14 protein-coding genes are annotated in these 13,805 nt (G+C 58.4%); 7 read left to right on the top strand and 7 right to left on the bottom strand.

The features are described from left to right. The first annotated feature begins 357 nt into the window (after positions 1-357). From ACR3E7_RS23340 to ACR3E7_RS23330, 3 genes are all read left to right on the top strand, one after another. Positions 358-816 (top strand): hypothetical protein, encoded by a 459-nt coding sequence (locus tag ACR3E7_RS23340; protein ID WP_170624892.1) that lies wholly within the window; start codon positions 358-360, stop codon positions 814-816. Between the two features lie 367 nt (positions 817-1,183). Beyond that, the gene (locus ACR3E7_RS23335; RefSeq protein WP_170417959.1) at positions 1,184-2,473 is read left to right on the top strand and encodes a helix-turn-helix domain-containing protein; all 1,290 of its coding nucleotides are present in this window, start codon (positions 1,184-1,186) and stop codon (positions 2,471-2,473) included. Positions 2,474-2,660: 187 nt separating this feature from the next. Next, complete coding sequence (locus tag ACR3E7_RS23330; protein ID WP_170417956.1) at positions 2,661-3,614, top strand: LuxR family transcriptional regulator; 954 nt, start codon at positions 2,661-2,663, stop codon at positions 3,612-3,614. 263 nt (positions 3,615-3,877) lie between these two features. On the opposite strand, the gene ACR3E7_RS23325 is transcribed toward ACR3E7_RS23330, so the two are convergent. Beyond that, complete coding sequence (locus tag ACR3E7_RS23325) at positions 3,878-4,297, bottom strand: MerR family transcriptional regulator (protein ID WP_170417953.1); 420 nt, start codon at positions 4,295-4,297, stop codon at positions 3,878-3,880. A gap of 145 nt (positions 4,298-4,442) precedes the next feature. Here ACR3E7_RS23325 and ACR3E7_RS23320 point away from each other — a divergent pair, with 145 nt between their 5' ends. Both ACR3E7_RS23320 and ACR3E7_RS23315 read left to right on the top strand, forming a co-directional pair. Then, entirely contained in the window at positions 4,443-4,766 is a 324-nt protein-coding gene (locus ACR3E7_RS23320; protein WP_170418031.1) for a hypothetical protein, read from the top strand. 4 nt (positions 4,767-4,770) lie between these two features. Next, on the top strand, positions 4,771-4,989 hold the full coding sequence (locus ACR3E7_RS23315; protein ID WP_237215937.1) for a GDCCVxC domain-containing (seleno)protein: 219 nt from the start codon (positions 4,771-4,773) through the stop codon (positions 4,987-4,989). A gap of 211 nt (positions 4,990-5,200) precedes the next feature. On the opposite strand, the gene ACR3E7_RS23310 is transcribed toward ACR3E7_RS23315, so the two are convergent. Further along, entirely contained in the window at positions 5,201-5,677 is a 477-nt protein-coding gene (locus ACR3E7_RS23310) for a DUF411 domain-containing protein (RefSeq protein WP_170417950.1), read from the bottom strand. A 284-nt stretch (positions 5,678-5,961) separates the two neighbouring features. Then, complete coding sequence (locus ACR3E7_RS23305) at positions 5,962-6,375, bottom strand: heavy metal-responsive transcriptional regulator (RefSeq protein WP_170417943.1); 414 nt, start codon at positions 6,373-6,375, stop codon at positions 5,962-5,964. Positions 6,376-6,464: 89 nt separating this feature from the next. Here ACR3E7_RS23305 and ACR3E7_RS23300 point away from each other — a divergent pair, with 89 nt between their 5' ends. Both ACR3E7_RS23300 and ACR3E7_RS23295 read left to right on the top strand, forming a co-directional pair. Then, the gene (locus tag ACR3E7_RS23300; RefSeq protein ID WP_170417940.1) at positions 6,465-7,493 is read left to right on the top strand and encodes a lysylphosphatidylglycerol synthase domain-containing protein; all 1,029 of its coding nucleotides are present in this window, start codon (positions 6,465-6,467) and stop codon (positions 7,491-7,493) included. Then, positions 7,480-8,730, top strand: coding sequence for an MFS transporter (locus tag ACR3E7_RS23295; protein WP_170417937.1), 1,251 nt, complete (start codon positions 7,480-7,482; stop codon positions 8,728-8,730). The genes ACR3E7_RS23300 and ACR3E7_RS23295 overlap by 14 nt, the downstream gene beginning before the upstream one ends. A 292-nt stretch (positions 8,731-9,022) precedes the next feature. On the opposite strand, the gene petA is transcribed toward ACR3E7_RS23295, so the two are convergent. The 4 genes from petA to ACR3E7_RS23275 form a co-directional block, all read right to left on the bottom strand. Beyond that, positions 9,023-9,571 (bottom strand): ubiquinol-cytochrome c reductase iron-sulfur subunit, encoded by a 549-nt coding sequence (gene petA / locus ACR3E7_RS23290; RefSeq protein WP_050605700.1) that lies wholly within the window; start codon positions 9,569-9,571, stop codon positions 9,023-9,025. Between the two features lie 325 nt (positions 9,572-9,896). Next, positions 9,897-10,175 carry a DUF2933 domain-containing protein gene (locus ACR3E7_RS23285; RefSeq protein WP_170417934.1) on the bottom strand — a complete coding sequence of 93 codons (279 nt, stop codon included), beginning with the start codon at positions 10,173-10,175 and terminating at the stop codon, positions 9,897-9,899. After that, on the bottom strand, positions 10,172-11,506 hold the full coding sequence (locus tag ACR3E7_RS23280; protein ID WP_255612171.1) for an APC family permease: 1,335 nt from the start codon (positions 11,504-11,506) through the stop codon (positions 10,172-10,174). The genes ACR3E7_RS23285 and ACR3E7_RS23280 overlap by 4 nt, the downstream gene beginning before the upstream one ends. After that, entirely contained in the window at positions 11,503-13,788 is a 2,286-nt protein-coding gene (locus ACR3E7_RS23275; RefSeq protein ID WP_170418025.1) for a copper-transporting P-type ATPase, read from the bottom strand. Before ACR3E7_RS23275 ends, ACR3E7_RS23280 begins: the two co-directional genes overlap by 4 nt. Positions 13,789-13,805: the final 17 nt, after the last annotated feature.

Raw genomic sequence — 13,805 nt, 5'->3', positions numbered from 1 at the left:
AATATAAGAAAACCCGCCAATATACGATATTGGATTGTCAGAAATATATTGGCCGGATATTGCTTAGGCGATTCGCAAGCAGGAGAGACCATCTTGAAACACTCAAAATCCGGAAATCGAACTCGCGCGAAGGCCCTTGCAGTTGCACTCGCTGCACTGCCAGCCACGCAGGCTCGTGCCTATCCAATTGACTGTGCCATATTCCTTTGCCTCGCCGGGGGTTGGCCAAGTTCGGCTGATTGCGTCGCAGCCAAGGCGGAGTTCATTCGGCGCATCACACCCTACCCGGTCGAACCGCCGCTTCAACTCTGGCGCTGTCCGATGAATACGTCACACAGCCCCTCGGACTTGGGTCCTATGGAACGGTTGGAAGCCATCAAGCGCACCAGTGCTAGCCCAGTTCCAGAGCTTCCATCGGATGACACCGCTAAGCCAATACTGGTAGACGCAGCGATCTCGATAGGAAGGATCGATGCACATCACGGCCAATACGGTGACGGTTTCCAAGCCACCCCGATCAGCGTCGATCTTTCTTCTTCCGATTTCGACGTTGTGAGATCCATCAGGGTTTGGGATGTGCGCCACTACAGCTATCGCCGTCGTTCAAGGGAGGGAGATTGCGAGCGTTCGCTTGATCTTGTGGTTGGCACCTACGACGATAATACGAATTTTCGCTGGTCCGAGCGCGCTCCTGCCCCAATCCCTTACTGGCTGCCACTGGGCAATCGCTGTGAACCTCCCAGCTACTTCCGCGGCGTTGGCGTCGAGTGGACCGACACATTCGGGTTCAGCGACTACGAACTCATCCGATATTGAGGTGCTGACCTGCGGTACAACGCGTTGCTCCTGGCTATGCCACCAAAAATCGCCAGCTGCATTTTTAAACCAGGCCGATTGGCCCGGAGGAAAAACTTAATCCCAGAAACAAAAACCCCCGCAAGGCGGGGCCTCAGCGGGGATCTTCTTAAGTCACGTTTGATCACCTGATTTATAGGAAACTCCAAAATTACTGACAAGGACAAACGCATCTGTGCGAACGGTTTTTCTGTGTCTTTTTGCTGAGGTTCGAGCCGCCTTGCTTCCCCAATGAGAAGCAGACCATGAGACCGTTGAACCATTCCGAACACCCTGCCCCGCGAAGCCGCGATATCAACACTGACCTTTGCCAAATGAGGCCAAATCCATGAGCTTTCGGCAGATCGCATCCGCCCATCACCACGATAATATTCGCTTTCACAACGGCCTTCCTGAGGGCTGGAACCGTGACAGGTTACGTCAGCTCTGCGTGGGATATGCGCAGATCAGAGGCGCATCAGCCCAGTGTATTCGCACCTTAGAGATCATCATCGATATGATTACGCCATGTGCTTTTCGAGACCCGTCTCAGGAACCCTTTTGCTACGCGCGCCAGGAAACCCTCATTGCCGGGCGAGGCGTGACAGATCGGACAATCCACAATCACGAACGTGAGCTGGAAAGGATTGGTCTGATCGAACGCAGGCTTGGCGCAAATGGCGCGCGCTGTAAGCGCAAGAAGCTTGGACTCTTCCTGACCCCTGCCCTGAACCTCATTCCCGAGATGCGCGACGCGGACGTGCGCAGCAAGGCCGAGAAGAAAGAACAGGACGAGCTGCGCGGGGATCGATCACGGCTTTACCGATATGTGAAACATAGTCTGGCCGTGCTTCTCTTACTCCCCTGCCCTCCTGAAAGTCTGGAAGGCATGAAGGAGGAACTTCGATCCTGGCCGCGCGCCGACAAGTTGAAATACATGACGCTGGAGGCGCTCAAGCTACATGTTCAGGCGGCTTACGACCTTTGGAGCCGGATCGAAGAGCATGTCGCAAAACCCGGTGAAATTTCGGGTGAACCCGAAGCTTGTTTCGGGTGCCATATACAAGACCAAATTGAAGAAACAATTCTGTCCTGTAACGCCGATGGCGAGAGTTCAATGTCCTCGGCAAAAGCCTCGGAACCAGATTGTTCCGGCTCCGGGCCTGACGGCCCTCCGCATTGCTTAGAAAGCAATCATCCGACAGATACGGCATCGCGCAAGGCCCAAAAACTACCGCGGGTGAATAACCGCATCCTATATGAACTGGCCTCACCCGAGCTGCGCATGCATATCGATATCGCGGGTGGCGGAGATCAGAATTCCAGCCCGTCGCTCTACGCGATTGAGACCGGCGTTTGGTCGCGATTGTCGGAGATCGGCGCCAATGCCTCGGCTTGGCGTACGGCGATTGACCGATTGACCGTGATGGGTGCAATCCTGGCCGGGTTGATCACAGACGCGAGGCTGAGCGATCCACGGTTGCCGCCAGTGGTTAATCCGGGCGGATATCTGCGCGGTATGGTGCACGCAGATGAGCGCGGTGAACTGAACCTGATTTCCAGTTTCATGGGGCTTTTGGCGCGTAGAGCCCGAGAGGAGGAAGACGGGCTTCCGCAAGATCACTGCAGCGGGTTTTAGCCGTGCCGGGTTATGAGCCGCCAGCTTCTCCAATTCATGTGTCTCATCGGCAGGTTTTCGCTCCGTTTCCGCCTCCAGAACAGAACTGTATTCAAATGCATGATTGGCTACGGGAATTCCCGAGTGGTTTGTTCAGCTTTAGGTTGCTAAGCGGCCTCGACGGCAACGCGGAACAGAAAGACGATCTATGAAAATCGCGGACATTGGCAATTCTGAACTGGATTTCAGGCAGACCGGGGAGGCGCGCCTTCAGGAAATTTGTTCGAGGTTCGGACTGGAGAATGCGTCCTACGCCCATATCGACAAGCATCACAACGTTGTCCACGGCTGCACCACGTTCCCGGCCGAATGGGTCAGGCACTACGTCGACAACGACATGGTCCTGGTCGATCCCCTCATCCGGTTTGGCGCCGCAATGATCGCACCAATTGATTGGGCTGTGTTTGATGATCAGCGTGAACACGCACCGCTATTCGATGCAGCGAGAAAATTTGGTGTGGGTCAGCACGGACTATCCATTCCGGTTATCAATCCGTTTGGGGAGCGTGGTGTCTTTACGGTTACCTCCAACCTGCGCCGATCCGACTGGGACGCCTTGGTCGGGAGTATGCTCCCTGCCCTTCGCCACGAAGCGCAGGTCCTGCATCTACTCGCGCTCGATGTGATTGATACAGTTTTCAACTTTCCTACGGATGCGTTGTCCGATCAGGAGATGGATGTTCTGAAGATGCTCGCATCAGGATTGATCCCATCCGTAGTTGCTGGCCAGACGGGGCTCTCCTCCAGGATGGTGCATGCTTTGACGTCTTCGATCGTCACAAAACTCAAGTGCCGGACAACGGAACAAGCAGTGGCGAGAGCTGTCAGCACAGGTATTCTTAAATGGACCGATTTCTTTGCCGACCCGGTCGCCGAACTTGCGGATGTTGAAGGACAGACCCTTTGCGGCGGGATCGTGCGTTGGTCTGGAAGATCACACGAGTTGATCACCTTTGAAGATGGTCGAACGGTGCGGAACTTGGATAGCTTTCAGGCGGTTCAGGTCCAGGAAATTGCCAAAGACTTCAATCTGGATGCTGAAAGGATCCTCGAAGAACTTGGACCCAACCGGGATCAATGCGTGTGGATCAGGCATCTCTGAGTTCGGCCCACGTGCACCGCTTGATTTGCAAAATTGTGAGCAGGGGCAAGTTTCACATAATTTCACTTATGCTTCCGCAATCTGTAGCCGCAAAGCTCAAATGTCACCCATGAGCAATTCAGGAATGTCACTCTCGCCTGCGATGAGGACAGGCAGAGAGTTCGGGCATGGGGTGGGTAATGATGAGCGAGCCGGATTTGAGCCGCATTGTAGTCTTTCCGCAAACTGAGTTGGCCAGATTCGATCCTTTCCGGGCGTTGCAATTAGGTGTCGTTTATTTTTTCTTTGGCGATAGGCTCGTTGAGCAACGCCGTTAGCAGGGGGCATGAGGCCGTACCCTCGGTGCAGGTCTGCACAAGTTCTGCCAGTGCTTGCTCCAACCGTTGGAGGGCGGCGATTTTTGACCTGACGTTGTCGAGATGTCTTGTTGCGACGTCTTCGACGTCACGACAAGCTTGCTCGGGCGCTTTGGACAATTCGCGAAGTGCGCATGCACCCTGAATGGTAAAGCCAAGATCGCGGCAGCGTTTGATGAATCTGAGCTCGGAGATTTCCCGTTCCGTGTATGCGCGGCGTCCCGAGGCGGTTCGACCGGCTTTCTCGACTATGCCTTCCCGTTCGTAGTAGCGGATCGTCTCGACCGACAGACCGGTCAATCTCGCCGCTTCGCCAATCGCAATCATGTGATGACCTTTCCCTTGAACCTGTAGCTACTACAGGGTGCATGTTGTCGGTCATGATGTCGAATTTCACATACCGCGCGAAGCAAAAATCGAGGAAGTCGAACCGGCTTCCGCTCGAGTTCGTCAAAGCCGGAGAAAGCTGACCATGAGCAAGTTTGTTGGCGCAAGCTTTCTTGGATCGTTTACCGCACTTGGCGTTGCGACCTGCTGCATCTTGCCGATGGCCTTGATTTTGCTTGGCTTGGGAGGGAGCTGGCTGGCCGTATTCGGCAAGATCGCCGCCGCGAGTTATTACGTGCTCGGCGGTTCGACGGCCCTGCTGTTTCTCTCTGGCATCGTCGCGTATCGCCGTGGTTCGCTCGACCGCTTCAAATGGTGGCTGACAGGCAGTTTTGCGTTGACGGCCATCGCTTGGGTTATCGTGCTCAACGAAATCCGAATAAATGATTTCCTGATAACCTTGATGTGACGCCATGAGTGAAAAGCACCCGAACCTTGTCAGCACGATCATCTGCCCGGAATGTGGACATTCAAGGCCTGAAACGATGCCAACAGACGCGTGCCAGTGGTTCTACGAATGCACATCTTGCGGAAAAGTCCTGAAGCCACTTCCCGGCGATTGCTGCGTCTACTGTTCCTACGGATCGGCCCCATGCCCGCCAATTCAGGCGGGCGACAAATGCTGCGGTTGATACGGCGACCGGGATGTCGGTTTTGTCCGCAAAGCCGGTCATCAGGCTTTGCGGACGCAGGTATTTTTTCACCGTAGGCTGGAACTTGCCCGGTAGGACAAGGCAGGCGTGAAGTCACGGATCAACTGGTTTGCCGTGAAGAATGTCACGTAAACCAGGCAGCAGAAGCGAGCGCCGTGTTTGTCAGGATCTTGCCAGCGCCATCGGGAAATTATGCGGCCGGGTAGCTGGCGAACACCTCTGTGGTTCCATCCTTGCGGATCAGAAAGACGTCGAAGGCTTCGCGTTCACTTTCCGGCCCCATGCCCGGTGAGCCGAAAGGCATTCCCGGAACCGACAGTCCGACAGCATTCGGGCGTTCGCCCAGCAGGCGCCGAATGTCAGCGGATGGGACGTGTCCTTCGATCATGTAGCCCTCCACGCGACCCGTGTGGCATGACATCATGCCCTCCGGAATCCCATTGGCGGTTTTGTAAGCGTTCAAGGCCTCCCAAGCACTGTTTTCCACGCCTACTTCAAAACCTTCCGCCCGCATGATTTTGATCCACGATCCGCAGCACCCACAATTCGGATCCTTCAGGACATGGATTGAGGGACCGGTTTTCGCGAAGGCGGGAAGCGCCGCGCTGCACGCAATTGCCGCGGCTCCTTGCATCAAGCGGCGGCGGCTCAGGTTATTCATTGTCATGTTCCCTCTTGGGTAAACTTGTCTTAAACCGATATAAAATCGCACCGGTAGGATAAAAGCTGGACCGCATTTACAGGGCCGACTTGTCCGTCACCCTCCGACACTCATCAGATATGGCTTTCTGGGCGACGCAGGGATTTCTCACAATGATCTGGCGCAAACTCTGCTCGGAAGCGGAACCCTCGCTCTCCTTTTTTCGCTGCACCTGCCGTTCTGGGTCCTGCTTGGCAATAACCCGGTTCGCAAGCAACGCCGCTACCCTCCGTTCAAGGCCGGAATTGCGCCTATTTCTCACTGCTGCGTTCTATGGCGCCCACGATCGAACAGTTCTGAATTCCACCACGCCCCGGACACGCCGCGATCAGCTCGTCCAGATTGTTCCTCAACCGTGCAAGCCCTTCGATCCGTTCCTGAATTTCGTCCCGCTTTTTGCGCGCTCTGGCCTGCATCGCGACGCACTCGGTATTTGGTGCCGTGCGCAACTCCAAAATTTCCGCGATTTCTGCCAGCGAAAATCCGAGCTTCTTAGCGCCGGATATGAATTTCAGCCGCCAAAGCGTGTCACCACCATAGTCCCGCGCGCCGCCGTCAATTGGGCGCGGCGGCTGAGTGACAAGGCCCTTCTTTTCATAAAATCTGATCGTCTCGACGCCTATCCCGGTCTCGCGCGCGGCCTGGCCGATCTTGAGTGGTTGCATCGCGGTCTCCCTCCGTCACCGTCATCTTGACACCGTATCATGATACGGAGGTTAAAACATTGAGGTCTTGGTAGTTGCGAGGATGTCAAATGCGGACCTTCCTGAAACGGTGGCTGCTGCCGATATTCGGCTCCGCCCTGGCGCTCTATCTGGTGTTTGCGCTCTACGGCAGCCTCGATTTTGCGCTGTTTCTGCAGGGCCTGCGCGGAGCCAACATGTTCTGGATCGCGATTCTTGCCGCCACCATCCTGCTGGAGCAGCTGATGAGCGGCTGGAAGTGGCGGCAGATCCTGTTCGACGTGAAACCCGTCGGCACCCTGCGGCTGACGGGGGCGCTACTGGCAGGTTATGGCGCAAATGTCCTTGTCCCGCTCGGCATCAGCCCGCTGGTCCGGGCCTGGCTGGTTGCCCGGCTCGACCGCTTGAAGATGGCGACCGTGCTTGCAACCGCGATCATCGCCCGGTTCCTCGACGGCGTCGTTTTCGCCCTTTTTGCCGGAGCGGTGGCCGCCGCCGGCCAGATTCCACAGATCGAGGGTGACCTGCGGCTGGGATTGAGCGTTGCGGGCCTGTTGAACCTGATGCTTTTCGGCAGCCTGCTTTGGGTTCTGTTCCGGTTCCGCGCGTCACTTCTGAGCGAGGACCCTCTGGTCTGCCGACTCTTCGACTGGGCTGCCGCCCGCATCGGGGCCGATGGCGCGTATCTGCGCACCGCGCTCGGTGAAGGGATCGTCTGGCCACAGGCACGGGCCCGCCGCGTCGCCGCCATTGCCGCAGCCATTGCGGGTAAGCTGGTGGCGACAACCCATTTCCTGTGGGCCGGGCTGGCGGTTGGCGTGGTGCTGAGCGCGTGGGATTACCTGTTCCTGATGGTGTTTGCCGGGTTCGCCATGGTTCTGGGTCGTTTCGTGCGCATCCCGGCGAGCTTTGTCTTTGGGGCGGGGTTCGCGCTCAAGGTGCTTGGCGTTCCGGACGAAACCGCCCTTCTGATGATCCTGTTCAACTATGTGCTGACGATCCTTCTGGTGGTCGGGATCGGCCTGACGGTGTTGTGGCAGAGCGGCATCGACATCCGCCGCGCCCGGGCGGAGGCAGAGGCGGCGAATGGCAAGGCGTAATCCCGAAGACACGAGATTTTGGCGCATCGCCGGTGCTGGTGCGGTGTTTCAGGGCGGGTCGGCGGCGGTGGACAGCGCGACGGTGGTGGCCAGTCTGGTGCATATGCTGACCGGTAGCGCGCTGGCCGTGGGCTATGCCAGCACGGTCCTGCGTCTTGGTTGGCTGCTGCCCCAGTTCGCGGTGGGCTACCTCGCCGAGCGCACCGATCGGCGGATGCCGTTCTACGCCCTTGGTGCCTATGGGCGGGCGATCACGGTCGCGATGATCGGTATTCTTCTGTGGTGGGGGGCCGACTGGCCTCAGGTCGATTGGCCTCCGGTTCCGCTGGCGCTCGGGATGCTGGGATTGTGGACGGTCTATGCCTTTGTCAGCGGCGTGGTCGCGGTGCCCTACAACGACATCGTCGGCCGGGCGATCCCGTCCGAGCGCCGCAGCCGGATGTTGGCCTGGCGCTTTTTCGGCGGCGGTGTTCTGGCGGTTCTGGTGGCGGGCTTTCTGCGACACGCGCTCGACGTGATGCCGCCGCTCAGGGCCTATGCGCTGATCTTCTGGCTCGGCGCGGTGCTGATGATCGTCTCTGCGACGCTTTTTGTCTCCGCGGGTGAGCCCGCTACCGCTGCAAGGGCGCCACGGGACCGTCCTGCCAATCTGTCTGGATTTCTGCGCGAAGGTTTCTCGACGCTGCGGCAGGACCACCGGTTCCGGCTGTTCCTGATCTTCCAATGGCTTGGTGCAGCGACGCTGATGGCGTTGCCGTTCTATGTCGTTGCCGCCAGCCGCAGCGGCCTCGGGGCGGCGGATGTCGGAACGCTGTTGGCGGCGCAGACTGTCGGCGCGCTGGCCTCGAATCCGCTCTGGGGCCACATCGGAGACCAGGCGGGCAAATTGCGCCTGCTGGGGATAGTGGCACTGGTGCGTCTCGGACCTCCGGTGCTGGTTTTGCTGCTTGTGGTCACGGGTTCGGGGCTGACCGGTTTCGCGGTGCTGTTCTTCCTGATCGGCGCGATGATGAACGGGGTGACCATCGGCTATCTCGGCTATTTGCTGGAGATCTCGCCCGACGACCGCCGCCCGGCCTATTCCGCGTGGTTCAACAGCTTTGCGGCCCCGGCGGCGCTGGCGCCGCTTGTGGGCGGTGTGGTGGTCAGCATGATCGCCATCGAAGCCGTGTTCATCGCTGCGATCCTGGCCGCGCTGGGACAGGTCGCGATCGCCGCGCGGCTGACACGGGGTTGAAATAGCACCTTGTTCAGGACCAAAGCGTTTCCTCTCAACCCGCAATTCAGATGCGATCCTGTCAAAAGGCAAGATGGCATGTCTAAACATGGGCGAAGCAGAAAACGTTGAGCGCAGCGATTAGAATTGTTCCGTTCAGAACATGACGGCGAGGTCTCTTCTCGAAAACTCCAGAAAGCGGGGTACATGTCGAATTCCGCCACATAGCATCGCGGCGCTGATCGAGGGATATTCGAGGACTGACAAACGAACTTGGTGAGGCACGCGCCTCTGAACAAAGTTCACCGCGCCGTCACCCAATTTTGACCCGTGTGTCGGTGACGAACTCGTAAGGGGGCAGATCGAGGTTGCGGGGCGCGGGGCCTTTCCGAATTCTGCCAGACGTGTCGTAATGTGAACCGTGACACGGACAGAACCAACCGTCCCAGTCTCCGGTGGGTTCGCTGCCGCCCTGCCCGAGTGGTATGCATCCCAGATGGGTGCAAACGCCAATAACTACCAGCCATTCCGGTCGCTGTACGCGCTCGGCGTCAGGTTGCGGGTCGATCATTGGTGCATCGTCTTCTGCTATCGCCAGCGCGATCCGCTCTTTAGTCCGGTGGTCGATAAAGATCGGCTTGCCTTTCCATTTAACAGTGATCCTCGTTCCTGGTCCGACACCTTCAAGATCTATGTCGACAACGGCTTGGGCGGAGATGTCTGCACTGGGGTTCATGCTGTTAACAAGTGGCCAGACCGCCGCGCCCGTGGCCACGATGGCGGCACCGCCGGTGACGAAGTATAAGAAATCGCGCCGAGTTTCAGGCTCTGAAGGTGCCTGTCTTTCAGAAAATTCAGACATATTGTTCCTCCTGTGCGTCAGGACGGGTTCATCGAATGATAGGACTCGGACGAGGTGGATCAGTCGCCTTGGTCCTCTTCTTCACCGCGATGCCCCATTCCCTATTCATCAGAGTGATCTTCGTCGGTGTCACCGTGCAATGCCTTTACAGTTAGTGCACCGGCCGTCAGGTGCAGTTCAGTTGCTGCTCTCCGAATTGGATTTGCTAACATGGCAATTTCCCTTCCTTATTGGGTTACAAATTTGTTCTGATCAGTTGGCCGTTGCTGCTCCTTGTTGCGCAGTGTTCTTGCCGCAAAGCCGCCAGCCATACAGGGCGCCGTTCTCAGTGTTTGCCGTGGCCGCGATGCATTAAGAAATGCATGCCCACGCAGACCAGCAAGAACAGCAACGGAGAACTGAGCAAAGGATAGAGTGTCTCGCGGTATTCCCAGCCCAGAACAGCGGCGCCCAACGCGATCGCAATGACAACCGGGAGCCAATTACGCTTGGCACCGTTGGCCGTCTGATCTTCGGTTTTGGGCGCTTCGGCCGTTACGTCAGAGCTGACCCTTTCGGTCGTCTCCTGTGTGGCGCGGGTTTCGTCGAAATTTGATTGGGTCATAGCTGATTTGTCTCCTTTTCGATGATCCATTGTTTGAGAAAGATGCGCTCATAGACGAAGACCAAGCCGATGCCAGCAACGGCATATACTACGATCATCGGGTCGGAGCGCAGCTTGAGTATTGTGAACGCGGTCAGGACTACGCAGTCCAGCGCCAGGGCGGTCAGCAAGACCCATCCACGGGCTTTGATCTGACCGCGCAAGCGTCGCCAGACACCCCAATGCACCGCCATGTCCATCACCAGGTAAAAGAACGCCCCCAACGAGGCGATGCGAGACAGGTCGAACAACACCGCAAGCAGGCCCGCAATCACGACCGTGTAGATCAGCGTGTGAGACTGGATGCTGCCCGTCATGCCGAAATGGCTGTGCGGGATCATCTTCATGTCGGTCAGCATCGCCAGCATCCGGGACACAGCGAAAACGCTGGCGATCAGCCCCGAGGCCGTCGCCACCATCGCCAGCGCCACGGTCAGATAGAACCCGCCCTGCCCCAGCACCGGCCTGGCAGCCTCGGCCAGGGCATAGTCCTGCGCCGCGCGGATTTGCTCGGGCGGCAGGCTGACACCGACGGCAAGGGCGACCAGCAGGTAGACCACCGCGCAGATCGCGATCGAGATCATGATGGTGCGCCCGACATTGCGGTGCGGGTCGACGATCTCGGCCCCGCTGTTGGTGATGGTGGTAAAGCCCTTGAAGGCGAGGATCGACAGGGCTACCGAGGCGACGAACCCCAGCGGCGCGGCCGGTTCCGAGCCCTGAACCTGCCAGGTTCCGCCCGCAGCCCAAAGTGCGGCGATGCCGAATATTGCGATCCCGCCTATCTTGAGCGCCGACATGATGATCGACCACAACCCCACCGACCGGTTGCCCGACCGGTTCACCGCATAGGCAAAGACGATCAGCGCAACAGCGACCAAAGACACCAGCGGTCCGCTCTCGATGTTGAACGGGCGGAGCGCATAGGTCGCGAAAGTACGCGCGACGAGGCTTTCGTTGATCACCATCGACAGTGCCATCAGCAGCGAGGCCGCCGCCGCAACCGCCCCGGGCCCATATGCCTTGGTCAGGATCATGGCGATGCCGCCTGATGAGGGCCAGGCGTTGGACATGGCGATATAGGTATAGGCGCTGAAAACCGTCACCACGGCCCCGACCACGAAGGACAGCGGAAACCATGGCCCCGCCAGCCCGGCGATCTGTCCGGTAAGTGCAAAGATCCCAGCGCCAATCATCACGCCGGTCCCCATGGCGACGGCTCCGGTCAGCGAGATTGATCCGGGCTTCAGCGCGCCACTGGCGCCGTGGGTACTATGCTCGTGCGTGCTCAAATCTTCGCCCCCCGCAATCGCAGCGCATTCAACACCACTGAAATCGATGAAGCACTCATAGCGAAGGCCGCAAACATCGGGCTGATCAGGATGCCGAAAAGCGGGAACAGAAGACCCGCCGCCACCGGAACGCCCGAGGCGTTGTAGATCAGGGCAAAGAATAGGTTTTGCCGGATATTGCGCATGGTAGCGCGGGCCAGCCTACGGGCGCGCACGATGCCATCAAGGCTTCCGTTGACCAGCGTGAAGCCTGCACTTTCGATCGCCACGTCGGCACCGGTCCCCATGGCGATGCCCACATCGGACTGCGCTAACGCGGGTGCGTCGTTCACTCCGTCACCCGCCATGGCGACCTTTGCGCCTTTCTCCTGCAGTTCGCGAATTATGCGGGCCTTGTCCTCGGGCAGTACGTCGGCTCGAATCTCATCGATACCCAGACGTTCGGCCACCGCCTTTGCAGTGCGTTCGTTGTCGCCAGTCGCCATGATGATCCGGAAACCCAGTTCGTGCAGCGCCTTGAGTGCGGCTGGTGTTGTTTCCTTGACCGGGTCGGCGACGCAGACCAACCCCGCCACTGAACCATCAAGCATCACGAACATCACCGTTTCGCCGTCATCCCGACGCGCATTGGCCTTGGCCGTCAGTTCGGCCGCCTCGAGTCCGAGATCGGTGACCAGTTTCAGATTGCCGAGCGCGACGGGGCGGCCATCCACCGTGCCTTTCACGCCTTTACCAGTCACCGCCTCGAAGTCACTGGCGTCGGACAGGGCTACGCCACGTTCCTCGGCTCCTGTGACGATTGCCTCAGCTAACGGGTGCTCCGAGCCCTTCTCCAGCGTTGCGGCCAGCCGCAGCACCTCGACCTCGTCATGGCCAGGTTCGGGTAATACAGCCACAAGCTTTGGCTTGCCCATGGTCAGCGTGCCAGTTTTGTCGACGATCAAAGTATCGATCTTCTCGAACCGCTCCAGCGCTTCGGCATTTTTGATCAGCACTCCGGCCTGCGCCCCGCGCCCCGTGGCCGTCATGATCGACATCGGAGTGGCCAGGCCAAGCGCGCACGGGCAAGCTATGATCAGTACCGACACCGCTGCGATCAAGGCGTAGGAGAGCGCCGGAGCCGGTCCCCAAATTGCCCATGCAATAAAGGCCAGCGCAGCTATACTTATGACCGCCGGTACAAACCAGCCCGCCACTTTGTCAGCGTATTTCTGAATTGGTGCGCGCGAGCGTTGCGCGTTGGCCACCATTTCGACAATCTGGGACAGCATTGTGTCAGAGCCCACTCGGGTTGCTTCGATCACAAGGCTACCGGTGCCGTTGATTGTGGCCCCTGTGACCGGCTCGCCTTGTACCTTTTCGACCGGAACCGGTTCGCCAGAGATCATGCTTTCGTCAACAGATGAGCGCCCTTCGAGTACAATGCCGTCTACTGGCACCTTGTCGCCGGGGCGTACGCGAAGGCGGTCACCTACCTGTACTTCTTCAAGCGGAATTTCCTCTTCACTGCTGTCAGGGCGGATAATGCGGGCGGTCTTTGCGGCCATGTCCAGCAAAGCGCGGATTGCCTTTCCTGTGCCTTCGCGTGCCCGCAGTTCCATCACCTGCCCGAGCAGAACAAGTGTAACGATAACTGCGGCCGCTTCGAAATAGACCCCAACATGGCCTTCTGAATCTCGAAAACCGTCCGGAAATATGTGGGGCATCAATACGGCGACAACGCTGAACAGCCACGCGGCCGAAACCCCCATGGCAATCAACGAGAACATGTTCAGGTTCATGGTGCGAAACGAATTCCACCCTCGTTCCAGAAATGGCCAACCGCACCAAAGAACAACCGGAGTGCCAAGTATCAGTTCAATCCATAGGGTTGTTCGCTCACCAAAAATCTCTCGCACACCAGACAGCCCAACGTAGGGGCCCATCGTGAAAACCAAAAGTGGAAGCGTCAGAATCGCACCTACCCATAGGCGCCGGGTGAAATCCACCAGTTCCGGGTTCGGCCCCTCGTCCACCATCGCCGCGCTTTCCAGCTCCAACCCCATGCCGCAGAGTGGACAGGACCCGGGATGGGTTTGCCGCACCTGCGGATGCATCGGGCAGGTATATACGGGTCCGTCATAGCCTGTCGGAACGATGTCATATTCACCGTTCTCGTCCGTCGCGCCATGATGCGCGGAATGGTGGTGATGCGCATGCGCATCCACCTCGCCCTCGGGCACAAGGTGCATCCCGCATTTGGGACAGTCGCCGGGCCCAGATTGACGCACGTCAGAATGCATGGGGCAGACGTAAGCGA

This window comes from Ruegeria sp. BK1 (assembly GCF_056535645.1).
The sequence above is the reverse complement of the archived record's forward strand: the minus strand, read 5'-3'. Positions and strand labels throughout refer to the sequence as shown.

Excerpts from the sequence above, each read along its gene's own strand:
- ACR3E7_RS23340 (WP_170624892.1), top strand. The coding sequence starts at position 358 with ATGGAACGGTTGGAAGCCATCAAGCGCACCAGTGCTAGCCCAGTTCCA.
- ACR3E7_RS23335 (WP_170417959.1), top strand. The coding sequence starts at position 1,184 with ATGAGCTTTCGGCAGATCGCATCCGCCCATCACCACGATAATATTCGC.
- ACR3E7_RS23330 (WP_170417956.1), top strand. The coding sequence starts at position 2,661 with ATGAAAATCGCGGACATTGGCAATTCTGAACTGGATTTCAGGCAGACC.
- ACR3E7_RS23325 (WP_170417953.1), bottom strand. The coding sequence starts at position 4,297 with ATGATTGCGATTGGCGAAGCGGCGAGATTGACCGGTCTGTCGGTCGAG.
- ACR3E7_RS23320 (WP_170418031.1), top strand. The coding sequence starts at position 4,443 with ATGAGCAAGTTTGTTGGCGCAAGCTTTCTTGGATCGTTTACCGCACTT.
- ACR3E7_RS23315 (WP_237215937.1), top strand. The coding sequence starts at position 4,771 with ATGAGTGAAAAGCACCCGAACCTTGTCAGCACGATCATCTGCCCGGAA.
- ACR3E7_RS23310 (WP_170417950.1), bottom strand. The coding sequence starts at position 5,677 with ATGACAATGAATAACCTGAGCCGCCGCCGCTTGATGCAAGGAGCCGCG.
- ACR3E7_RS23305 (WP_170417943.1), bottom strand. The coding sequence starts at position 6,375 with ATGCAACCACTCAAGATCGGCCAGGCCGCGCGCGAGACCGGGATAGGC.
- ACR3E7_RS23300 (WP_170417940.1), top strand. The coding sequence starts at position 6,465 with ATGCGGACCTTCCTGAAACGGTGGCTGCTGCCGATATTCGGCTCCGCC.
- ACR3E7_RS23295 (WP_170417937.1), top strand. The coding sequence starts at position 7,480 with ATGGCAAGGCGTAATCCCGAAGACACGAGATTTTGGCGCATCGCCGGT.
- petA (WP_050605700.1), bottom strand. The coding sequence starts at position 9,571 with ATGTCTGAATTTTCTGAAAGACAGGCACCTTCAGAGCCTGAAACTCGG.
- ACR3E7_RS23285 (WP_170417934.1), bottom strand. The coding sequence starts at position 10,175 with ATGACCCAATCAAATTTCGACGAAACCCGCGCCACACAGGAGACGACC.
- ACR3E7_RS23275 (WP_170418025.1), bottom strand. The coding sequence starts at position 13,788 with ATGCATTCTGACGTGCGTCAATCTGGGCCCGGCGACTGTCCCAAATGC.